General features: G+C 59.5%; 20 protein-coding genes and 1 riboswitch. Of the genes, 15 read left to right on the top strand and 5 right to left on the bottom strand.

The window, feature by feature from the left end:
- Positions 1 to 83: 83 nt before the first annotated feature.
- The 4 genes from NLM33_RS24740 (at position 84) to NLM33_RS49710 (ending at position 4,629) form a co-directional block, all read left to right on the top strand.
- The gene (locus NLM33_RS24740) at positions 84 to 1,823 is read left to right on the top strand and encodes a VirD2 family relaxase/mobilization nuclease (protein ID WP_254099691.1); all 1,740 of its coding nucleotides are present in this window, start codon (positions 84 to 86) and stop codon (positions 1,821 to 1,823) included.
- Positions 1,824 to 1,863: 40 nt separating this feature from the next.
- Positions 1,864 to 3,846, top strand: coding sequence for a conjugal transfer protein TraG (locus NLM33_RS24735; RefSeq protein WP_254099689.1), 1,983 nt, complete (start codon positions 1,864 to 1,866; stop codon positions 3,844 to 3,846).
- Between the two features lie 6 nt (positions 3,847 to 3,852).
- Entirely contained in the window at positions 3,853 to 4,284 is a 432-nt protein-coding gene (locus NLM33_RS24730; protein WP_254099687.1) for a CopG family transcriptional regulator, read from the top strand.
- 120 nt (positions 4,285 to 4,404) lie between these two features.
- On the top strand, positions 4,405 to 4,629 hold the full coding sequence (locus NLM33_RS49710) for a DUF2274 domain-containing protein (protein ID WP_371929987.1): 225 nt from the start codon (positions 4,405 to 4,407) through the stop codon (positions 4,627 to 4,629).
- On the opposite strand, the gene NLM33_RS24720 is transcribed toward NLM33_RS49710, so the two are convergent.
- On the bottom strand, positions 4,593 to 5,510 hold the full coding sequence (locus NLM33_RS24720) for a LysR family transcriptional regulator (RefSeq protein ID WP_254099685.1): 918 nt from the start codon (positions 5,508 to 5,510) through the stop codon (positions 4,593 to 4,595). The genes NLM33_RS49710 and NLM33_RS24720 overlap by 37 nt on opposite strands.
- A gap of 477 nt (positions 5,511 to 5,987) precedes the next feature.
- Positions 5,988 to 7,163: a Xaa-Pro peptidase family protein gene (locus NLM33_RS24715; protein ID WP_254099683.1), complete on the bottom strand. Its 1,176-nt coding sequence runs from the start codon at positions 7,161 to 7,163 to the stop codon at positions 5,988 to 5,990.
- A gap of 111 nt (positions 7,164 to 7,274) precedes the next feature.
- On the opposite strand from NLM33_RS24715, the gene ehuB (NLM33_RS24710) reads away from it, so the two are divergent.
- Together ehuB (NLM33_RS24710) and NLM33_RS24705 are read left to right on the top strand one after the other, a co-directional pair.
- Positions 7,275 to 8,132: an ectoine/hydroxyectoine ABC transporter substrate-binding protein EhuB gene (ehuB, locus tag NLM33_RS24710; RefSeq protein WP_254099681.1), complete on the top strand. Its 858-nt coding sequence runs from the start codon at positions 7,275 to 7,277 to the stop codon at positions 8,130 to 8,132.
- 49 nt (positions 8,133 to 8,181) lie between these two features.
- Positions 8,182 to 9,390: a M20 family metallopeptidase gene (locus NLM33_RS24705; RefSeq protein ID WP_254099679.1), complete on the top strand. Its 1,209-nt coding sequence runs from the start codon at positions 8,182 to 8,184 to the stop codon at positions 9,388 to 9,390.
- Positions 9,391 to 9,402: 12 nt separating this feature from the next.
- On the opposite strand, the gene NLM33_RS24700 is transcribed toward NLM33_RS24705, so the two are convergent.
- Positions 9,403 to 10,302: a GntR family transcriptional regulator gene (locus NLM33_RS24700; RefSeq protein ID WP_254099677.1), complete on the bottom strand. Its 900-nt coding sequence runs from the start codon at positions 10,300 to 10,302 to the stop codon at positions 9,403 to 9,405.
- Between the two features lie 683 nt (positions 10,303 to 10,985).
- Here NLM33_RS24700 and NLM33_RS24695 point away from each other — a divergent pair.
- The 5 genes from NLM33_RS24695 (at position 10,986) to ehuB (NLM33_RS24675) (ending at position 15,222) form a co-directional block, all read left to right on the top strand.
- Positions 10,986 to 11,645 carry an amino acid ABC transporter permease gene (locus NLM33_RS24695; RefSeq protein ID WP_254099675.1) on the top strand — a complete coding sequence of 220 codons (660 nt, stop codon included), beginning with the start codon at positions 10,986 to 10,988 and terminating at the stop codon, positions 11,643 to 11,645.
- Positions 11,635 to 12,297, top strand: coding sequence for an amino acid ABC transporter permease (locus tag NLM33_RS24690; RefSeq protein WP_254099673.1), 663 nt, complete (start codon positions 11,635 to 11,637; stop codon positions 12,295 to 12,297). The genes NLM33_RS24695 and NLM33_RS24690 overlap by 11 nt, the downstream gene beginning before the upstream one ends.
- A 34-nt stretch (positions 12,298 to 12,331) precedes the next feature.
- Positions 12,332 to 13,123 carry an amino acid ABC transporter ATP-binding protein gene (locus NLM33_RS24685; RefSeq protein WP_254105875.1) on the top strand — a complete coding sequence of 264 codons (792 nt, stop codon included), beginning with the start codon at positions 12,332 to 12,334 and terminating at the stop codon, positions 13,121 to 13,123.
- 328 nt (positions 13,124 to 13,451) lie between these two features.
- Entirely contained in the window at positions 13,452 to 14,261 is an 810-nt protein-coding gene (locus tag NLM33_RS24680; protein ID WP_254099671.1) for an aspartate/glutamate racemase family protein, read from the top strand.
- Positions 14,262 to 14,334: 73 nt separating this feature from the next.
- Positions 14,335 to 15,222 (top strand): ectoine/hydroxyectoine ABC transporter substrate-binding protein EhuB, encoded by an 888-nt coding sequence (gene ehuB, locus NLM33_RS24675; protein WP_254099669.1) that lies wholly within the window; start codon positions 14,335 to 14,337, stop codon positions 15,220 to 15,222.
- A gap of 130 nt (positions 15,223 to 15,352) precedes the next feature.
- On the opposite strand, the gene NLM33_RS24670 is transcribed toward ehuB (NLM33_RS24675), so the two are convergent.
- Together NLM33_RS24670 and NLM33_RS24665 are read right to left on the bottom strand one after the other, a co-directional pair.
- Positions 15,353 to 16,069 carry an amino acid ABC transporter ATP-binding protein gene (locus NLM33_RS24670; RefSeq protein WP_254105874.1) on the bottom strand — a complete coding sequence of 239 codons (717 nt, stop codon included), beginning with the start codon at positions 16,067 to 16,069 and terminating at the stop codon, positions 15,353 to 15,355.
- A gap of 72 nt (positions 16,070 to 16,141) precedes the next feature.
- The gene (locus NLM33_RS24665; protein WP_254099667.1) at positions 16,142 to 17,392 is read right to left on the bottom strand and encodes a pyridoxal-phosphate dependent enzyme; all 1,251 of its coding nucleotides are present in this window, start codon (positions 17,390 to 17,392) and stop codon (positions 16,142 to 16,144) included.
- A gap of 99 nt (positions 17,393 to 17,491) precedes the next feature.
- Positions 17,492 to 17,589: riboswitch (glycine riboswitch) on the top strand.
- 139 nt (positions 17,590 to 17,728) lie between these two features.
- Here NLM33_RS24665 and NLM33_RS24660 point away from each other — a divergent pair.
- The 4 genes from NLM33_RS24660 (at position 17,729) to NLM33_RS24645 (ending at position 20,840) form a co-directional block, all read left to right on the top strand.
- Positions 17,729 to 18,991 (top strand): D-amino acid dehydrogenase, encoded by a 1,263-nt coding sequence (locus NLM33_RS24660; protein WP_254099665.1) that lies wholly within the window; start codon positions 17,729 to 17,731, stop codon positions 18,989 to 18,991.
- A gap of 237 nt (positions 18,992 to 19,228) precedes the next feature.
- The gene (gene trbB, locus NLM33_RS24655; protein ID WP_254099663.1) at positions 19,229 to 20,227 is read left to right on the top strand and encodes a P-type conjugative transfer ATPase TrbB; all 999 of its coding nucleotides are present in this window, start codon (positions 19,229 to 19,231) and stop codon (positions 20,225 to 20,227) included.
- On the top strand, positions 20,224 to 20,565 hold the full coding sequence (locus tag NLM33_RS24650; protein ID WP_254099661.1) for a TrbC/VirB2 family protein: 342 nt from the start codon (positions 20,224 to 20,226) through the stop codon (positions 20,563 to 20,565). Before trbB ends, NLM33_RS24650 begins: the two co-directional genes overlap by 4 nt.
- Complete coding sequence (locus NLM33_RS24645) at positions 20,565 to 20,840, top strand: VirB3 family type IV secretion system protein (RefSeq protein ID WP_254099659.1); 276 nt, start codon at positions 20,565 to 20,567, stop codon at positions 20,838 to 20,840. Before NLM33_RS24650 ends, NLM33_RS24645 begins: the two co-directional genes overlap by 1 nt.
- Positions 20,841 to 20,847: the final 7 nt, after the last annotated feature.

Here is a 20,847-nt window from a genome sequence, read left to right as displayed (position 1 = left end):
ATGTGTGGCTTCGACACGCAATGTGCGCGCGACCATCAACTCATTGCACGGATTCTCAAATTCGCACATTGCCGAGGCTAGCCATGGCTGAGGAGAAGGAATTTCAGCCTCGGCCCGGCCGCATCCGCTCCTCGCGGAGCCAGCGAGCCAAGCCGTTCATCGCCCAGGCGCTCGCGGCTGCGCAGCGCGCCGGCGGCGGCGTGTCGCGATCTGGCCGTCTCGCGAGTCATCGTCACTCGCGCTTCGGCCGCGGCCGGGTTGCCAGCGAACGGGCGAACCGTCAGCTTACCGGCCGCTCACGTCTGGTGACCATCAAGACCCGGGTCGTCCGTCATTCAGTGCGTTCCGCGCCGCTCGCCGCGCATCTCGGCTATCTCCGGCGCGAGGGCGTCACCCGGGACGGGGAGAAGGCCCACCTGTTCGACCCCGAGACCGACGATGCCGATCCCAAGGCTTTCGCCGAGCGCTGCCAGAATGACCGGCACCATTTCCGCTTCATCGTCTCGCCGGAGGACGCAGCCGATATGGCCGACCTCAAAGGTTTCGCCTGCGAACTGGTTGGCCAGATGGAGAAGGATCTCGGCACCAAGCTCGACTGGGTTGCGGTCGATCATTGGAATACCCAGCATCCGCACGTCCACATCCTCGTGCGTGGGGTTACGGAGGACGGCCAGGACCTCGTGATCTCGCGCGCCTACATCAAGGAGGGCATGCGTGCCCGCGCGCAGGACTTGGTTACACAAGAACTCGGCCTGCGCTCCGATCTCGACATCCGCCGCTCGCTCGAGCATCAGGTCGACGCCGAACGCTGGACCCAGCTCGATCGCCAGCTTGTTCGCGACGCAGGCCGGCACGGCGTCATCGACCTTGCGCCCGATCCGGCCCAGCAGCCCGATCAGTTCCATGCGCTGAAGGTTGGCCGGCTGCGGCGCCTCGAGGGCCTTGGCCTTGCGCATCAACTCGGGCCGGGTCAATGGGTCATGGACGAGGCCGCTGAGACGACCTTGCGCGAGCTTGGCGATCGCGGCGACATCATCAAACGCATTCACCGTAGCCTGACTGAACGCGGCATCGAGCGCGGGACTGCGAGTTACGTGTTGGCCGGCGAAAGCCTCGACGTCCCCGTGATCGGACGCCTCGTCGATCGCGGTCTCGACGACGAGCTCAAGGGGACTGCCTATGCCGTCGTCGACGGCGTCGATGGCCGTACCCACCATATCAGGCTCGCCGATCTTGATGCTGCCGGCGACAGTGCACCAGGCTCGATCGTCGAACTCCGCAAATTCGATGATGCGCGAGGACAGCGTCGCCTGGCGCTGGCCGTTCGCTCCGATCTTTCGATCGAAGCGCAGGTGATGGCGAGTGGCGCGACATGGCTCGACCGACAGGCGGTCGCGCGCGATCCGGTGGCACTTGGCCAGGCTGGCTTCGGCGCCGAGGTGCGGCAAGCCATGGAACGGCGGGCCGAGCAGCTGATCGAGCAAGGTTTTGCTGAGCGCCAGGCACGCGGATTGGTGTTTTCGAAGAACCTCGTGGCCACGCTGCGCCGCCGGGAGGTGGAAGCTCTTGGTCAGCAGGTCGCGGCCGAGACGGGCCAACCATACAATCCGTCGGTCACCGGCGATTATGTCGCTGGGACCTATCGACAGCGCTTCGTGCTCGCCTCCGGTCGATTTGCCATGATCGACGACGGCCTCGGCTTCCAGCTCGTGCCCTGGACCCCCTCACTCGAAAAGCAACTCGGTCGCCATGTCTCCGGCGTCGCCCGCGACCACGGTGGCGTCGACTGGGGTTTTGGGCGCAGCCGCGGGCTCGGCCTGTGAGCGATCCCAGCAATCACCGAATTCATGAAAGGGGCCCGCCATGTCCGCGACCAAGATCCTCTGGGGGCAGGTTATCACTGTCTTAGTGATCGTCTTGTTGACGATCTGGACCGCAACGGAATGGACGGCGTGGCAGCTCGGCTTCCAATCTCAACTCGGGCAACCCTGGTTCGAACTGCTCGGTTTTCCGATCTACCTTCCGCCTGCCTTCTTCTGGTGGTGGTATGCCTACGATGCCTATGCGCCGCACGTATTCATCGAGGGTGCCTATATCGCAGCATCCGGCGGCATCATCGCCGCGGCGGTTGCGATCGGCATGTCGGTCTGGCGCGCCCGCGAAGCCCAAAATGCCGAGACCTATGGCTCTGCACGATGGGCCGAGGCGAAGGAGATCGCGCAGGCCGGCCTGCTCGGGCCTGATGGCGTGGTTCTCGGCCGGTTCGAACGCGCCTATCTCCGCCATGATGGACCGGAGCACGTCCTGTGCTTCGCTCCCACGAGATCGGGCAAGGGCGTCGGCCTCGTCATCCCGTCGCTGCTGACCTGGCCGGGATCGGCGATCGTCCACGACATCAAGGGTGAGAACTGGCAGCTGACCGCTGGCTTTCGTGCGGGGCATGGCCGGGTTCTTCTGTTCGATCCGACCAATGCGAAGTCGTCAGCCTACAACCCGTTGCTGGAAGTGCGGCACGGCGAGTGGGAGGTGCGAGATGTCCAGAATATCGCCGACATTCTTGTCGACCCCGAGGGCAGCCTCGAGAAGCGGAACCATTGGGAGAAGACCAGCCACGCGCTTCTGGTCGGTGCCATCCTCCACGTCCTCTATGCCGAGGAGGACAAGACCCTCGCCGGCGTTGCGGCCTTCCTATCCGATCCCAAGCGGCCGATCGAATCGACGCTCGCTGCGATGATGCGGACGGCGCATCTCGGTGAGGCCGGTGTCCATCCCGTCGTCGCCTCCGCCGCGCGAGAACTCTTGAACAAATCCGGTAATGAACGCTCCGGTGTCCTCAGCACGGCGATGTCGTTCCTCGGTCTCTATCGGGATCCCGTGGTGGCGGAGGTGACGCGTCGCTGCGACTGGCGGATCGCCGACATCGTCGGCGCAGAGCGAGCGACCACGCTTTACCTTGTGGTGCCGCCATCGGACATTAACCGCACCAAGCCGCTGATCCGGCTGATCCTCAACCAGATCGGCCGCCGCTTGACCGAGGATCTGATGGCCAAGGCAGGCCGGCACCGGCTCCTCCTGATGCTCGACGAATTCCCCGCGCTCGGCCGGCTCGACTTCTTTGAGTCGGCGCTCGCCTTCATGGCAGGTTACGGCATCAAGAGCTTCCTGATCGCCCAGTCGCTGAACCAGATCGAGAAGGCCTATGGGCCGAACAATTCGATCCTCGACAACTGTCACGTCCGGGTCAGCTTCGCGACCAATGACGAACGGACGGCGAAACGGGTGTCTGACGCGTTGGGGATGGCGACTGAGATGAAGGCGATGAAGAACTATGCCGGCAGCCGGCTGGCACCTTGGCTCGGTCACCTCATGGTATCGCGGTCGGAGACCGCCCGGCCGCTGTTGACGCCTGGCGAGATGATGCAGCTTCCGCCCTCGGACGAGATCGTCATGATGTCCGGCCTGCATCCGATCCGCGCGAGGAAGGCGCGCTACTACGAGGACACTCGTTTCCAGGAGCGCATTTTGGCGCCGCCGATGCTGACCAAGCCCAACGACACACGGCCGGACGATTGGAGTTTACGGCCACTCCCGCCGCGCCCCATGCCCCCTCCGGCCTCGGCCAACGACGAGACCGACGTAGAGGATCCGAAGATCGCCGATCGTCGGCGGCAGCATGAACTGGGTCACGACACTGTGGAGAAGACCGAACCGCTCGACAACGAGTTCGCGGCCGATCTTGCCGACGAGTTCGACGAAGATGCCCCGCGGATCAGGCGCATGAACGATGTGATGCAGGGCGTCGCGCGCCAAGCATCGCTCGATCCCGGCGACGATCTCGGATTGTGAGGCAGCATGACCGCACCGAAGAAGAAAGCTCAGATGTCGGTCTATCTCGACCCGGAGGTCATGAAAACGTTGTCAGCCTATGCCACCCGCCGCGAGCAGCCGATGTCTCTCATCGCCGAAGCCGCGATCGCGTCATTCCTGTCGCCGGATGCCGACGAGCGGAGGGAGGCTGCCATTGCCAAGCGACTCGACCAAATTGATCGTCGCATCGCGCGCCTCGAGCGCGACATGGGGATCTCGGTCGAAACCTTGGCGCTGTTCGTTCGGTTTTGGCTCACGACGTCACCGCCACTCCCCGAACCGGCCGCGAAGGCGGCGCGGGCGCAGGCGGGTGCGCGCTACGACAATTTCGTTGCGGCCCTCGGGCGACGGCTGAATCAAGGGCCGAAGCTCCGGCAGGAGATCCCGGAGGATATTCAGGAGAGCGAGCCCACGTGAGGGAACCTGCTCGATGGTTTGATGATCGCCTACCCGCGCGGACGAAAATCCCGCCGCGGTAGCGGTTCAATACCGTGCATCGCAAGCAATTCCTGGGTAAGAATCGACGCTGCGTAATCAATGTCCCCAACGCACACGGTCACGATGTTGGTCGGCGAGAATGCGAGGACGGGGACACCAGAGACAATTGTCCGGGCTCGAGGACGAGGTCGACAGCCATTGGGCGAGCCCGCCAAACTGATCTCGCCGATGATCGAGCGCTTTATGGCGACCGACCGAGCGTTTGCGAAGGCCCGGCGAGGTGCTGTTCAGCTCGTTCCTGGCTCAGCTGAGAGATCCGGATAACGCTCACGAAGCAGGTCGAGGAATGGGCGTAGTGATGGATTGCCGTTGGCCTGCCGCCAGTAAGCGCGGAAGCTCAGCCGGGTTGGGCCCTCTGCATCATGCACCTCGCGGAAGGTGACGCCCGGATAGACAGCGCCGGTCGCACCTTCCAAGGCCAGCAGCATCCCCCAGCCGGCGCCGACCAGGGTGAGGAGCCGATCGAGCGATACATCATGACGAAGCACCGGGCATGGATCGGAAGCTCCCAACTTGCTGATGAGCAGTTTGTGGAATTCCGGTCCCGGGCCGTGCTGTGACAACAACAGGGTTTCCTGCCGCAGTTCGCCCCAATGAACCACATTGCGGGCTGTCAGCGGATGATGTTCGGGAAGGGCGACGACGACACGTTCGCTCCAGACCAATAATGACTTGTCGTTCCACCTCGGATTGGGCTCGGCCACGAGGGCGATATCAATCGCGGAATTGACGAGATCGGAAATCAGTTGGTCTCCCGTCCCGTCGACCAGATGTGGATCGACATCGGGGAAGCGCTGCCGGTGCTCCAGGAGGGTAGCCCGGAGATTGCCGGCTGAGAGGGAAGCATGGATGCCGATGATCAATCGGCCGCTCTCGCCACGCGAGTGAGTCTTGAGGCGCGCCGTTATGGCCTCCGTCTCACCCACGATGCGCCGGGCGGCGTCGAGGAATTCGAGACCTTGGATAGTCGGTCGCGTGCCGCCGTTGGTGCGTTCGAACAGCGTGCTGCCGACCTTGTGCTCGAGATTGCGCAGGCAGCGACTAAGCGTCGACTGCTTGACCCTGAGCGTCTCTGCCGCTTGGCGGAGGCTTCGGTGCTGGGACGCGGCGATCGCCCAGCGTAGATCGCGAAATTCCACTGGCACGGTTGAAGCCTTATGGCGAGTCGTCTGTGACCAAGGTTTCTCTTGAATGGGTCATTTCATTTGCTTGCGCTGCTTCAGCGCCTCCTTCGCTTCGGCCCTGAAACGACCATCAACTTCACTTCCAAGCACGACTCGTTCGCTACTCACTATCGCAAAGTCTATGGCGCCGTGTGCGGGGCGGTCGCCAGTTGCTCCCGAGACCGCTCGACCATCAACTGCGGAAACTGCTGGCCTTCGGCAAAGTCCATCTCGGAAGTTCGAGGCCGGTTTTCGCACCAGGGTAGACAGACCGGGCTGAAGCAGGCGTAGTACGCTCCTACGGTAGCAATTGTTGCGGCGAGCGCGCAGTCTCCAATAGCGCTTGCCATACCTTCTGTCCGGGAGATCGAACATCGCTAGGTCAATTCAATCCCCTAACCCCCGGAGTTACGTTGTCACCCTCTTCGCGGCCTATGCTTTCCCGATCTGGATCAGCTGCTATGCACAGGATCTAATCGTCGGAAATATCTCCGGCGCGGTTATCGTCAGCATTTCTATGCCAGCGTCTCGGACCACGCCGACCTCCTCAAGCTGGAATACACCAAGTTCCGTTTCATACTTTGGCTCGATATGGAGGATCATGCCAGGCTTGATCACCTCATCGGAGCTATCCATGATTGAAGGAGGTTCGGTTAGGTCAATACCTGAACCGTGTCCAATGCGAGATGCCGCACCGGCAGGTGCACCAAATGGTGTTGCGGACGCGAGCTCCGCGCATTTTCTGAACGCGTCTCCTCCAGTCATGCCGGCGCGGATGGAATGCAGCGAATCGAGCGTCAGTCTTCGAATAGTTCCGTAGGCTTCTTGTTCTTCCACCGTTACGCGACCAGCTTTGGCGATTCGATTGACATCGGACATATAGCCCTCGCGAACACATCCGATGTCGACCCAGATGTAGTCGTTTTCAGCCAACTTTCTTTGCGTCGGCCGGAGACTATACGCCATATCTGAGCGCCCGAATCGAACCGGAAGCCATGGTATGCTCTCTGCACCCTGGGCAAGCATCTCGCGTTTCAACGAAACGGCGAACTGCTCCTCGGTGTCCCCGATCTTAAGTGTTTCAAGACACGTGAAGAACGCATCAGTGGCAACCTTCATGGCTTGCCGCTTCAACTGGATTTCAAGTTCGCTTTTGATCATGCGTACGGCCCAGATGGTGGCTGACCCGTCGATGACCTCGACCTTCTGGCTATGCGATCGCCACATTTGAGGGAGTACCAGCGATCCGCGGCCGAAGTGGTCATTGCCGTAATCAACTGCAATCACCGGCGATGCGGGCAGCTTGGGTGTTACAACCTCCAGCAACTTCGCTAGGCCCGCTTCGATGAACCCGGTGTAGAATTCGAATCGGAGGCTTGCAGGCATTCCGGCCGACTGCTTCACGGTCCGCGCCTCGGCCGTGCTTGCGATTGCGATGGCCGCACTGTCGTTGGCAAAGATGACCGCGAAAAATGGACGTGTTTTGGAAGTCCAGAACAGCGACTTGTATCCGGTAAAGTACTCGAAGTTGGACTGATCAGTCAGAACGAAGGCGTCAATGGAGCGGTGTGCCATCTCTTGGCGAAGCCTCTCCATTCTCCGCGCCACTTCTTCACCCTGCAGATTCATTGCCATCGTGATCCCTTCCGATCCGACCGGCTACAATTCCCGGTACCGGTCCATTGACGACACGGTATACCGGGTATAGCTTTATGGTCAACGGATCTGGAGGCTGAGGAGGCGGTCATGCTCAAGTCAAGCTTGTCATCGTGTTTGGCGATTTGCGCAGGATTGATTGCGGCGACGGCGGCGCATGCCGATTCCACATACCAGCAGGCTCTCAGCGCCGGTTCAGTCCGAGTTGCCGTTTATAATCAGGCGCCGTGGGGACTAAAGGACGCGAACGGCGAGTTTAACGGGTTCTCCGTTGATGTGCTTCGGACGGCGCTCAGCCGGATGGGCGTAAAGAAGTTCGAGGCCGTCAGCACGGAATTTGGCGCCCTGATCCCTGCACTCCAGGCGCATCGGGTGGACGTCGTGACGGCAGGATTATTCATCACTCCCGAACGTTGTCGACTGGTAGCGTTCGGCGATCCAGACATCAAAATGGCTGATGCGTTGTTGGTGAAAGCCGGCAACCCCAAGAACTTGCACAGCTATGAGGATGTCGCGAAGAATCCCGGCGCAACAATTGGAACCGCTCGGGGCTTCACCACGGCGGCGGACGCATTGGCGGCAGGCGTGCCAAGCGACCGGCAGATCCTGTTTCCTGACAATCAGGCCGCGATTTCGGCACTCGTTGCCGGTCGCGTCGATGCGGTCTCGGCCACCGCCGCGTCCATCGCCGCTCTGTACAACGACATCAAAGATAAGGGCGTTGAACGTGCCACACCTTTCACGGGCAAACGGGACGCCGCGGGCAATCCACGCTTCAACTACGCAGCTGTCGCCTTCCGCCAGGAAGATGCCGACTTCCGCAACGCTTATGACGAGCAACTGAAGTCGATGCGAACTGACGGCACGCTGTTGAAGATCTTGGTGAAATATGGGTTTTCAGAGGCTGAAATGCCGGACGCCACCTACTCCGCTGTCTGTGCCAGATGACCATGGCGGCGTTGAGCAATTCAATTGATCGTTAGCACGGAGGTCGAGTTTGTCGATCGGCAGTTATAGATCCTATCTCAAGCAAGAAGCGTTGATAGCGGACGATGATTTTGAATGGGCTCTTACGTGCCGACGCGCTTTGCACCGAATTCCCGAGCTGGGATTCGATTTGCCGCGTACGAGAGCGTTCGTCGCGGAAGCTTTGACGAAACTGGACTTCAACGTCGACGAGCGCGCCTACGGACAATCAGGATTGGTTGCGTCGATCGAAGGGCCTGAGCCGGGCCCTACGATCATGCTTCGCGCCGATATGGATGCGCTTCCTATCGAGGAAGTGGCCGACCGTGAAGGTCGCTCGACAATTCCTGGCAACAGTCACGCGTGTGGGCATGACGGCCATATGGCCATTGCGCTTACAGTGGGCCGCATCCTTGCCCGGCAAAGGCAATCTTTGGCCGGTCGGCTTGTTCTCTGCTTCCAACCCTCTGAAGAGCCCGGTGGGGGCGCCCTGGCGATGATCCGGGACGGTGTGCTTGAACGCTATAATCCTGCGCAATGTTATGGTCTGCACTTATGGAGCGAGCTTCAGACCGGACAGCTTGCGGTTACCGAAAAGGCGCTCTTTGCTTCTTGCGACAAGCTGTCCTGGACCATAAAGGGGAGTGGTGGGCATGGCGCGATCCCGCATCTCGCGCATGATACCGTCGGCGCTCTCGCGCAGCTGATTCAGGCAAATTACCATCTCGTGGCGCGAGAAGTTGACGCTCAGGAAGCCGCAGTGATCAGTATAGGGCAACTGGCAGCCGGCTCGATCCACAACGTCATACCCGAGATGATCTCAGCGGGGGGGACGTTGCGGACCGAGTCGCCCTCTAGCCGGGCATTTATCCTCGAGCGCTTGAAGGAAATCGCGGAAGCGATCGGCCGGCAGTTCAAGGTCTCGATATCATTGGAAGCTTCGGGCTCCATTCCTGCCTGCATTAGCGCCCCGAGTGCCGTTGCCAACGTGAGGAGCGCGGCGGCCGGCTCGCTGAGTGGCGTCTGCGATGCGAATGTCGACTATTCTACGTTGGCAGGTGAGGATATGGCTGAATTCCTGCTGCGGGTTCCCGGATGTTACTTTCTCGTCGGATGCGGTAATGCCGACCGTGGGATCATCGCGCCGCACCATACTTCCGAATTCGATCTCGACGAGGACGCTCTCGCAATTGGTGCCAGCGTGCTCGCTTCAAGTATTCTCAATGCTATAAGGGAATGATCGGATCTCCGTTCAAGTGTGGATCGCCTCCGATGAATCCAGCGAGCACGCGACGCGATCGAAAGGCGAAACGGATATCCCATAAACTCGTATCGGCGGGGCACCCGCCACAAAGTGATAACATTTTCGTAAGGTTGGATACCCGTCGGGAATGCCTAGCGCGACCTGAGCATCCTCAGCCGGCGGCGCCGCATCGATGATCATGCGGTTGGAAATAACCGGCATCTGACGCCCACGCATGATTTCATAGATAAAGCGCGCACCAAGTGAATCAATGAAATCTTGGTCAATTGGCAGAGAGATGAATGCGCGATCGAAGGCGATAGGAATCTCGTCGACGAATATCATTTTTTCGACGCGGAGATAAATTTGCGTAGGTGGATTGAAGGGCAGAAGTGCCGGCTCCTGAATTTCGCTCTTAGCGATAGAAAGAAGCTTAATCCGCAGAGAGCGGCGGGAACGCAGGGCATCGTCTTTCATGCCGGAGAGCTTCAGTGCAGCGCTCATATTGAGCACAAACCGCTCCTGTTCGCGGATGAACGTGCCGAGCCCTGCAACGGAGCGAACCAGGCCTGCCATTTTCAGGTCGCGAAGCGCTCGTTTCAAGGTGATCGCGCTGACGCCGAATTCGTCAGCCAGCGTGGGCACCGAGGGTAGTGCAATATCCCTGGAGTAGGCTCCAGATTGAATGCGCTCTTGTAGAGTGATGCGGACCATCTCATGCAAGGGGCGTGAGGCGTGCTGAAACTTGGCACGCAGATTTTGCGAGCCAGCAGGACCCGCCGCAGACTGAGTCTTTTTTGCTTTCGCGTTGGCTATGTTGACCAACTTCGATTTCCCCGTTTTCGTCTTGGCGGCATCGATCAATTTGGATCTCCGCAGGTTTGCCTTCGCGTTGGTTGTGTTGACCAACTTGATCTCCTGTTGCCCGTATCAACTTGTGCGGCCGGTCTTATATCGTACACCCGGCGATTCTGATATTGGTCAGGCATTGGGCAGTCCCGAGATGGTGGCGCCGGAGCGCCTATGTTCTTACGCCCATCGCACCGACATACGCTTCTTCGCTAGGCCGCGGGTGCATCCCAAACCGCCGCCGGAAGAGCCCCTAGACGCTGGTTTGCACAATTCGAAGGCGAGGGCCGCAGCATAACTGAGCTTGACATACCGAGTATATCGGGTCCATATCAACCGGTCAATGTTGAGACGAAGTCGAGCGTGAAGGGAGCGAGCGGCAGATTTCGGTTGGTCGCTCCTTCGAGCTTGGCCGAACGGCGGTGAGGTCGTTGGCATCCGAACGATCTCGGCCGTACCTCGATCTACCAAGCAGGCTACCTCGGCCGGCACTAAAAAGGCGGTTTCGTCTTCGAGGTCGTCAGAGGTGCTTGGCTAATCGAGCTCAGGGGTCTGATGCCACGGGTCAACGGCCCGGATTGAACTTCAACTATAATCGCCTTCCGCAGCTCTGGTGCGCGCCCAGCGGAACGGAAGTCGTGCAAAGGGATGGACGCTCAGAAGATGCGGTGTTCGCGACTGCGATGTCGAGCCGTACGGCGGGGCAACTCGGGGGCTGAGTGTAGCAGCATGGACGAGCGAAGATGAGCTTGCTGCAGATCTTACTCGGCATTTACTCCGGCGTTGGTATCACCGTGAGTGTGACCTTGCTAGGGCTGTTGTATGCAGTCCCGTTCGCCCTTGTCGCCGGCGTACTGCAGCATTTCTCAAGTGGCATCTATCGTTGGGGCGTTACCGCTGTCATTGAGTTCTGGCGCAGTTCGTCGGTAATTGTGCTGCTGTACGCGTTCTACTATTCGCTGCCAGCGTTCGGTATCTATCTATCAGGGATTGCTGTCGCCTCGTTGGTGCTTGGCCTGAATATCGGAGGCTATGGCAGCCAGTCAGTCCGCGCGGCACTTCAAGCCATTGACAAGGGACAGTGCGAAGCCGGACTTGCGTTGGGGCTAAGCCGCTTCGCCGTGCTGTGCCTAATCGAATTGCCTCAGGCGATAGCCGCGATGATCCCGACGTTCATCAATCTAGGCATACAGCTGATAAAAGGTACCTCGCTCGTTTCATTGCTCACGTTATCCGATATGACCTTTCGAGCGAAGGAGATCTCTCAATTGAGCTACAACCCGGTGCCAATCTACTCTGGTCTTCTCCTTGCGTATCTCATCATCTGCTATCCGGTGACGATCTTCGGACGCTATCTCGAAAAGTCGGTCGCGAAGGGACGTGCAGGCTCCCATGAATTTTGATTTCGCTTTTGCCATGCACATTGTCCCGAGGATCCTGGAGGGCCTGGGCAACACGGTGCTGGTTGCAATCCTCAGCTTCATTTGCGCGGCGGCGATGGGCTTTCTTTGGGAGATCCTTCGACGCTCCCACGCTTTTGTCCGTCCAGTCATTCAGTTCGTCATTGATGCAATTCGTTCGACACCTGTGTTGGCTCAACTCTATTTTCTGTTCTACGTGCTTCCCTACTATGGCGTCACTCTGCCGCCGATGTTTGTGGGCGTGTTCGGTCTCGGCTTTTATTACTCCGGCTATATGTCTGAAGTGTTCAAAGCCGGAATAGACGCCGTACCGCGCGGGCAAAGCGAGGCTGCTCAGACCCTCGGTCTAGGCTGGCGCGACACCCTGGTCTTTGTGATCGCGCCACAAATGCTGCGCAACGTTGCCGCGCCGCTCGGCGCGTATTCCGTTTCCGTCCTTAAAGCGACGCCGTACCTGGCGGCGATCGCAGTCCCGGAGATGCTCGGCAGTGCGTTTGACGTGGCGTCGGACACATACCGTTATGCCGAACCGATGTTTGTCGCCGGCCTTCTTATCCTTGGTTTGGCATTGATAGCCGTCGCTTTGGTCACGGGTTTGGAGCGGCGCCTCGGAGTACTCGCCCCGTCGCACTAAACCCGTCACAAAGGCGGCCACGGAGGACGAAATGATGTCGGATACCGCGGAATGGGACAGTGCTGGCGGCCAGCAGCGGACAGCAGCGGAACCTGCGGCCGTGCTAATCGAGAGTCTGTCCAAATGGTACGGGAGTTTCCAGGTCCTATGTGACGTCAGCCTCGCTGTAGCTGTTGGCGAGCGGATCGTGGTGTGCGGTCCATCCGGATCAGGTAAATCGACGTTGATCCGATGCGTCAATCAGCTTGAAACCCATCAGAGAGGCCGAATTGCTGTCAATGGTACGGAGTTGCATGCGGGAATGAGGGGGTTGGCCGAGGTGCGTCGCGACGTCGGCATGGTATTTCAGCAGTTCAACTTGTTCCCTCATCTGACCGTACTCGACAACTGTACGTTGGCCTTGATCCGGGTGCGAAAGATGGCGCGCGATGCCGCCGAAGCGCTCGCGATGCAGAATCTCGAGCGTGTCCGCATACCGCAGCAGGCACGAAAGTACCCCGCTCAACTGTCGGGTGGACAACAACAGCGCGTGGCCATCGCGCGCGCGCTCTGTATGAAGCCGAAGGTCATGCTCTTTGATGAGCCAACCTCGGCGCTTGACCCCGAGATGGTGAAGGAGGTTCTCGACACCATGGTCGGCCTCGCCGCTGAAGGAATGACTATGATCTGCGTCACGCATGAAATGGGATTTGCGCGCGAGGTGGCGGACCGGGTCATCTTCATGGACGGCGGGAAAATCGTGGAAGAGGCTCCTCCCGTCAAGTTTTTTGCCAGCCCGGAGCACGCGCGAACTCGCCAATTCCTTCGTGAACTGTTGCGCAATTAGCAGATCGAAGTTCATCTGGGCTTACCAGAGCCGCGTTGACGATCCTGGACCCTATCGGGATGGTCGGCCCGCTAGGAGCGACCAGCAGTCCCCATCACGGTCAATCGGGTCTTTTCAAGGGTCCCTGCTTGACAAGGCAACTAAGCAGTCCGAGTATACCGGGTATGATGTCCGAGGTTCGGGAATGGCGTGGCTAGGCCCGCACGGGTGCGCCGAGCGGTAAGGGGGCGTCTCCGAGTTCGAATGTCGTTAGCCGTCTTACTGCATCGCCCGAAACTGCGTGCGACGTGAAGAGAGCCAGTCCAGAAACACAAGGTTAGGAGGTCATATGTCCTCGCAACAAGCCAAGCAGGACGCCAAGCGTTGGACTGATGTTCGCTACGATATCGATAGTGGCTTCGGTTCGAGAGCGCACATCGGAATGGTTGTCATTGCGAACGACCAGTCGCTCTCACACGAAGCGCGAGCGATGCTGACAGTTCCGGGGGTCGCGCTCTACGAAAGTCGCATCCCAGCATCCCGGGAGCGCAATCAGCCAGTCACTCTGGATGGAATGACGAAGCAGGCCGACAACCTTGATGAGTCCCTCCGGCTGATCAACACGATGCGTCCTTCGGACGTTGTCGCCCTGGGATGCACCTCTGCCGCGATGGCCATCGGGCCCAAAGAGCTAGCGCGACGAATCGGTAACGTTCATCCGGGCGCGAAGGTCACAAATCCCTTCACGGCCATTCTTTCTGCTCTTCGAGCGCTGCGTTCCCGCCGTGTGGGCTATGTCTCGCCCTACTCCCGCGAAGTGGCCGAACGGATGATCGGCGAGATCGAGGCTGCGGGATTCGAGGTGCCGACGGTCAGTACGTTTCACAATGAAGACGGCTGCGTCGCTGACGATGCGCCATTCATTTCTCCGAAGAGCATCTCCGGCGCCGTGCGACAGGTGGCTGAGAGAGCGGATGTAGACACGATCGTAATCGCTTGCACGCAGATGCGTGCTGCGGCTGTTATCGACGAACTGGAGCGCCAGACTGGAAAATCCATCATCTCATCCAATCAAGCTTTGTGTTGGCATGCTCTACGACTGGCGGAATGTCACGACGTCTTGCATGGCTGGGGTCGACTGTTCGAAGCCCAACTGTGACTGTTCGCAGCAAAGAGGAATTGCACAGATAGTTCGCAGTGTTGCATTTGAAAAGCGAGAATAGGGGTTGCCGATGAAGATCTTGGACATTTTCCGCAGAACCGCACGAGTTGGAGCTATAGCGCTTGTTGCATTAGGCGCTGTGGCGTCGGGTGCAGACGCGCAAACCCTCAAGGAGAAGGTGGCCAGCGAGGGCAAACTCACGATCGGTGTCCACAACAAGTGGCCATGGGGATTCAAAACAGATGATGGAAGCGTTTCCGGTCTCTATCCGGAGGTTCTGAAGGCGGTCGCGGACTCACTGGGCGTGAAGAAGATCGACTTCGTGGTCATGGATTTCGGCGCGCTGATTCCAAGCCTTCTATCGCGTAGAATCGATGCCGTAGCGTCCGGTATGGTGATCACCGCCGCGCGATGCGAACAGGTAAGCTTCTCGAACCCCTTCCAAGCCGGTGGCGATGCGGTTCTGGTGAAGAAGGGCAATCCTCTGAACATCCACAGCTACGAAGACGTAGCAAAAGACCCGCATGTTCGATTGGGCGACATGCGAGGCGCATCGACCACGCCGAATGCAGTGGCCGCGGGAATTGCCAAGGATCGAATTCAGCTCTTTCCAGACAACGATGCTCTTCTGGGAGCGCTTCTAGCTGATCGCGTTGATGCGGTATTGTTCGCAAGTGGATCGGCTGTCGGTATTCTGAGGGACCCTAACGTGAAAGGTGTGGAGCGTGCGGCACCCTTCACGGGATTGCTCGAAAATGGCCGAGAAAAGAAAGCCTATGGCGCCTTTGAGTTCCGGCCGGAGGATGCAGAGTTTCGTAATCTTTTCAATGAAAGCCTGGCGCAGCGAATGGCCGACGGCACGGTTGAGAAGATCATGGCAAAATACGGCTTCGCCGATGAGAAGGTCTCTTCAAGCGACATAACTGCCAAAGCGCTTTGTGGAGCCAGTTACCGCTAGGATACGGCTCGCCTCTCAGCAGTCCAGGGGTATTCGTGCTAGTATACAGCTCGCACAGTGCGGTACGCAGAGATGCGAATGGGATTGCGCAGTTGGACCCCGCTCTCTCGTCTGGTGCGCAACTGCTTCCTCAGCGCAAGATCTGACTGAGGAAGAGCTTTGTGCGTTCGTGCTGGGGTCTGCTGAAGAACTCGTCGGGCGTCGCTATCTCGACGATCTGGCCGCCGTCCATGAAGATGACGCGATCGGCAACCTGGCGCGCGAAGTTCATTTCGTGCGTGACGCAGATCATGGTCATTCCTTCGTTGGCAAGACTGACCATGGTTTCGAGCACTTCATTCACCATCTCCGGATCAAGCGCTGAGGTGGGCTCGTCAAAGAGCATGACCTTCGGCTTCATACAAAGAGCGCGCGCGATAGCAACGCGTTGCTGCTGCCCGCCCGAGAGTTGACCCGGATACTTGTTAGCCTGCTCGGGGATTCTGACCTTGCGCAGATAGGTCATCGCGATCTCTTCCGCTTCCTTCTTGGGCACTTTCTTCGCCCAGAACGGCGCAAGCATGCAGTTCTGGAGGATCGTGAGATGTGGGAACAGATTAAACTGCTGGAATACCATGCCGACATCGCGACGGATCTCATGGATTTTCTTGACGTCGCCGGTGAGCTCCGTGCCCTCGACGATGATCTGGCCTTTCTGGTGCTCCTCCAGCCTATTGATGCAGCGGATCAACGTCGATTTGCCCGAGCCTGAGGGCCCGCAGATGACGAGTTTTTCACCGCGGTCGACTTCCAGGTTGATGTCGCGCAGGACCTGGAATTCACCGTACCATTTGTTGACGCCGGTCATCTTGATAGCAGTGCGCAATGGCTGGAGCCTCTCAAATGTCCCAGTTGCGTGCATCAGGATTGACCCAGTTCGCTATCGCACGCCTGTCCGACTGACATCGAAGGAATACTCATCTCGCAGATAGGAGAGGCAATCGTCAAAGCTCGTGCAAACTCGATCGACGACGTGATAATCGATTGGATCTTTCATCCCACTTGATGTGCCAATTACCACCACATCTTTGTCCCTGAACCCTGGAGCGATCAAATCGACAGCCGCCAAGGCAGCTGAACTGGAAAGCTCTTGCCAAAGGCCGATGCGGGCATACTTGGCCTGCGCCATCAAGGCCTGCTGATCGGTGACCGTTAGTGCTGTGCCACCGGATTCCGAAATTGCCCGGACACCGCGGTACCCGCTGACAGTGCACGCAATGGACGTCAGGCGGCTCTCCACGGGAGCGACGGTGGCCATGGGCTGCCCGGTTTTCAGCGCTCTTGCCAATGGAGCCATCCCTTCAGGCTCAACCGAGAACGCCCGGGGCAAATCAGCTGCTATACCGAGCTCGATCAGCTCCTGAAATCCTTTGACCAGGCCAAACAATAGCTCAGCATAACCTGTGGGGACGACAAGGGCCGCCGGCATCCTCTTCAACTGGTTGAAGAGTTCATATGCGATTGTCTTGTATCCCTCCGGCCCGAAGGGGTGACCCGTATGAAATTCCGTCGAATTGCTGGTCGGATGGAAGCCGACCTCAGTTACGAATTGACTCAAGATCCTGAATTTAGCGTCGGCTCGCACAGGAACTGCATGCGCACCGTATGCGCTAAGCGCTGCAAAATAGCTTCTGCTGAATCTCTCAGGGACAAGGACGATACAGGCCAATCCTGCTCTGGCCGCATAAGCAGCCGTTGAGATGCCATGATTGCCTGTGGACGCCGCAATGATGCCGCGCGAGCCGGAAATCTTGGCTGCGCTGACGACACATAGGTTCAATCTGTCTTTGTGACTGAACGTTGGATTTCTGCTTTCATCCTTCAGAAACACACGTGCATCGGCTTGACTTGTTCGTCTTGGAATCTCGATCAGCGGGGTGCTGCCCTCGCCCATGCTCAACTCATCGACAATGGGAGGAAGCAAGCTGCGCCATTGAAGCATGCCCGGGCCAGCGTCGCCGGAGATCACTGCTCGATCCACGCGAGAGTAATCGAATGCTATCTCCAACGGGTACTGATATTTCCCATCGAAGGACCTTACGCCCTGCAGTTTAGGTGGAAAAAGTGCAAATGAACTTCGATCGGGGCCCAGCGAGACCTGGGCATTCGCGAGAGATCTTTCCACGGCCATTTCGCGAACCTCGATGATTCGTGCTGCTCGCTGGTCCAGCCCTTGAGCCCGAAGCTACCGGCGACAATTGACATACCGGGTATACCGACTTAGATTGTTGCCGTCAATGGGGGAGAGATCGCTTCGGCTTCGGTCGAAGCGGCGCCGACGGAGCAACGACCCCGGAAACTCTCAGGCAAAGCAACCGCAGAACGTTCTTAGACTCTGAAAAGCAGGGCGACAGTCCTGCGCCGATGGTGAAAGTCGCAGGCCGGATGGTCGTGCTCGCGACGAAACTCTCAGGCCAATGACAGAGGGGGTGTAGATGACCCGCGCACTGCGCGGGCAGGAGCACCTATGACTGTCTCTGACCGTTGTCGCGTTGCCGTCATTGGCGCGGGCATCACTGGCATCACCACAGCCTACACCTTGCTTAAACGAGGATGCGAAGTCACCGTCTTTGACCGGCATCCCTATGCAGCGATGGAGACATCCTTCGCCAACGGTGGTCAGCTCTCGGCCTCGAACGCTGAGGTCTGGAATAGTTGGGCCACGGTGCTCAAGGGTATCAAGTGGATATTCACCCCGGGTGCGCCACTTCTGGTCAATCCGAAGCCATCCTGGCACAAATTCTCCTGGATGGCGCAGTTCGTTGTCTCTATCCCAAAATACGAAGTGAATACCGTCACGACAGCGCGGTTGGCGATCGAGTCACGCGCTCACCTGAGGCGGATGGCGCAAGAGGAAAACATCGATTTCGACTGCGAAGACCGCGGCATCCTGCACTTCTATCACACCAAGGCAGAATTCGCCGCCGCGGCTCAGGTTACCGCATTGCTCGCCAAAGGAGGGCTCGAACGCCGCGCGGTAACCCCAGAGGAAATCAGGTCGATTGAGCCCGCACTCAAAGGCTCATTCTATGGCGGCTTCTATACTGAGTCCGACTTCACCGGCGACATCCATAAGTTCACGACCGGTCTAGCTTGTGCCTGTGAACGTCTCGGAGCGACAATGAACTTTTCGGCTGAGGTGCTGTCGATCGCCCTGGGTAAGGGCAAGCACCTTGGCGTGAATTGGAGATCGACAGAAGCCGGAGAAGGCACAAATGCTTGTGTCGACGAGTTCGATCGCGTGGTCGTTTGCGGCGGTGTAGGATCGCGCCGCCTTGCCGCCAGTCTGGGTGATCGCGTCGATGTCTATCCAGTGAAGGGATATTCAATCACCGTGCACCTTCCCGAGAACTCAGATCAGGAAGCGGCCCCGTGGACAAGCCTGCTCGACGACCACGCCAAGATCGTCACCAGCCGGCTCGGCTCAACGCGGTTTCGAGTGGCCGGGACCGCCGAGTTCGACGGCATCAACAAGGATATCCGAGCAGCGCGGATTGAGCCACTGATCAAATGGTGTCGTACGCACTTCCCCGGTATGAGTACCAGAAATGCTGTTCCTTGGGCGGGCCTTCGTCCTATGATGCCTGACATGCTGCCGCGCGTCATGCGAGGTCGCGATACGCGCGTGTTTTACAACACTGGTCACGGCCATCTTGGCTGGACGCTATCAGCAGCGACAGCTAATGCGTTAGCCGCACTGATTGCGCCGGAATACCAGGTAGACGTCTAGTCCTAGCGTTTGGCGGGCCGAGGGCGGAGAACTGCGCCGCGCAGCATGACTGACGAAGCTGTCGCAGAATTTGTCGTGAGGGGGCGATCTGCATTTCGACGTAGCAAGTATTTTTTCGTTGCTCTACGCCTTGCTCCTACGACGGCTGAATACTTGTTGAACTGACCCATTTCCTGCCCTCTCTACTCATCCCCGTCGCCAATCACATACTGCGGTTGGCGCTCGACGGGGACAATCGTGGCGGGCACCTCACTCCATTCGGAAGCGTTCTCGCGTGGCGCGCGCATGCTGCGCACCGCGCTTGGCCCGGCGATCGCGACGTTCCTCGAAGACCCTTCGATCGTCGAGGTGATGCTCAATCCCGACGGTCGGCTCTGGATCGATCGGCTATCAGGCGGACTAGAGGACAGCGGACAGACGATGCCCGCGGCCGACGGTGAACGGATCGTGCGTCTGGTTGCGCACCATGTCGGCGCTGAGGTCCATGCCAACAAACCCCGCGTTTCGGCCGAGCTTCCCGAGACGGGAGAGAGGTTCGAGGGACTTCTTCCCCCTGTCGTTTCGGCGCCGGCCTTTGCGATCCGCAAGCCTGCGGTAGCGGTGTTCACGCTGGATGACTACGTCGCCGCCGGCACCATGACCGCCGGTCAGGCGGCGGCGCTGCGTGCTGCGGTCGCTTCGCGCAAGAACATCCTGGTCGCCGGCGGCACCTCGACCGGTAAGACCACCCTCACCAACGCACTGCTCGCCGAAATCGCCGGCACCACCGATCGCGTGGTGCTGATCGAGGATACGCGTGAGCTACAGTGCAGGGCGCCGAATCTGGTCGCGCTGCGCACCAAGGACGGCGTCGCGTCGCTATCCGATCTGGTCCGGTCTTCGCTGCGTTTGCGCCCCGACCGCATTCCGGTCGGAGAGGTGCGGGGCAGCGAAGCTTTGGAGCTCCTCAAAGCCTGGGGCACCGGCCATCCCGGCGGGATCGGAACGATTCACGCAGGCACGGCGCTGGGCGCGCTTCGCCGCCTCGAACAGCTCATCCAGGAAGCCGTCCTCACTGTTCCGAAGGCGCTGATTGCCGAGACAATCGATCTCGTCGCGGTGCTGCGCGGTCGCGGCAGCGAACGCCGCCTTGCTGAACTCGCTCTCATCGCCGGGCTCGATCCCGCCACCGGCGATTACCGCGTCCAATCCGCCGGGGCGGGCGGCGACCCCTCGCTCCCCGGAGATCCCCCATGATCCAGTTTCCTTCCGCAATCCGTCACGTCCGCGGCCGCTTCACCGAGGTCGCCGCGATTGCCATCATGTCAATCGCGTTCGCGCCCGCGGCCTACGCCTCCGGCTCCTCGATGCCGTGGGAGACGCCGCTCAATCAGATCCTGGAGTCGGTGCAGGGTCCGGTCGCCAAAATCATCTCGGTCATCATCATCACCGTGACAGGCCTGACGCTTGCGTTCGGCGACACCGCCGGCGGCTTCCGCCGACTGATCCAGATCGTCTTCGGCCTGTCGATCGCCTTCGCTGCGTCGAGCTTCTTCCTGACCTTCTTCTCCTTCTCGGGCGGGGCACTGGTCTGATGGTGGGAATCGTCGATCCAGAGGTGCCGGGCTTCTTTGCACCGGTCCATCGGGCGCTGACGGACCCAATCCTGATGGGCGGCGCGCCGCGCAGCGTCGCGATCGCCAACGGCACGCTGGCGGCCGCCATTGCGCTCGGCCTGCGTCTCTGGATTCCCGGCGCGCTGCTCTGGGCTGTTGGCCACGCCGCCGCCGTCTGGGCGGCCAAGCGCGACCCGCAATTCGTGGACGTCGTCAGGCGCCACCTCCGCTATCCGCCTTATCTGGCCACATGAGGCTGCC

The organism is Bradyrhizobium sp. CCGUVB1N3, from assembly GCF_024199925.1.
GTDB lineage: Bacteria > Pseudomonadota > Alphaproteobacteria > Rhizobiales > Xanthobacteraceae > Bradyrhizobium.
This window is presented reverse-complemented; position numbering and strand designations above follow the sequence as displayed.

Excerpts from the sequence above, each read along its gene's own strand:
- NLM33_RS49710 (WP_371929987.1), top strand. The coding sequence starts at position 4,405 with ATGTCCCCAACGCACACGGTCACGATGTTGGTCGGCGAGAATGCGAGG.
- ehuB (WP_254099669.1), top strand. The coding sequence starts at position 14,335 with ATGAAGATCTTGGACATTTTCCGCAGAACCGCACGAGTTGGAGCTATA.
- NLM33_RS24665 (WP_254099667.1), bottom strand. The coding sequence starts at position 17,392 with ATGGCCGTGGAAAGATCTCTCGCGAATGCCCAGGTCTCGCTGGGCCCC.
- NLM33_RS24670 (WP_254105874.1), bottom strand. The coding sequence starts at position 16,069 with ATGACCGGCGTCAACAAATGGTACGGTGAATTCCAGGTCCTGCGCGAC.
- NLM33_RS24715 (WP_254099683.1), bottom strand. The coding sequence starts at position 7,163 with ATGGCAATGAATCTGCAGGGTGAAGAAGTGGCGCGGAGAATGGAGAGG.
- NLM33_RS24680 (WP_254099671.1), top strand. The coding sequence starts at position 13,452 with ATGTCCTCGCAACAAGCCAAGCAGGACGCCAAGCGTTGGACTGATGTT.
- NLM33_RS24730 (WP_254099687.1), top strand. The coding sequence starts at position 3,853 with ATGACCGCACCGAAGAAGAAAGCTCAGATGTCGGTCTATCTCGACCCG.
- ehuB (WP_254099681.1), top strand. The coding sequence starts at position 7,275 with ATGCTCAAGTCAAGCTTGTCATCGTGTTTGGCGATTTGCGCAGGATTG.
- NLM33_RS24650 (WP_254099661.1), top strand. The coding sequence starts at position 20,224 with ATGATCCAGTTTCCTTCCGCAATCCGTCACGTCCGCGGCCGCTTCACC.
- NLM33_RS24690 (WP_254099673.1), top strand. The coding sequence starts at position 11,635 with ATGAATTTTGATTTCGCTTTTGCCATGCACATTGTCCCGAGGATCCTG.
- NLM33_RS24735 (WP_254099689.1), top strand. The coding sequence starts at position 1,864 with ATGTCCGCGACCAAGATCCTCTGGGGGCAGGTTATCACTGTCTTAGTG.
- NLM33_RS24695 (WP_254099675.1), top strand. The coding sequence starts at position 10,986 with ATGAGCTTGCTGCAGATCTTACTCGGCATTTACTCCGGCGTTGGTATC.
- NLM33_RS24645 (WP_254099659.1), top strand. The coding sequence starts at position 20,565 with ATGGTGGGAATCGTCGATCCAGAGGTGCCGGGCTTCTTTGCACCGGTC.
- NLM33_RS24660 (WP_254099665.1), top strand. The coding sequence starts at position 17,729 with ATGACTGTCTCTGACCGTTGTCGCGTTGCCGTCATTGGCGCGGGCATC.
- NLM33_RS24740 (WP_254099691.1), top strand. The coding sequence starts at position 84 with ATGGCTGAGGAGAAGGAATTTCAGCCTCGGCCCGGCCGCATCCGCTCC.
- NLM33_RS24685 (WP_254105875.1), top strand. The coding sequence starts at position 12,332 with ATGTCGGATACCGCGGAATGGGACAGTGCTGGCGGCCAGCAGCGGACA.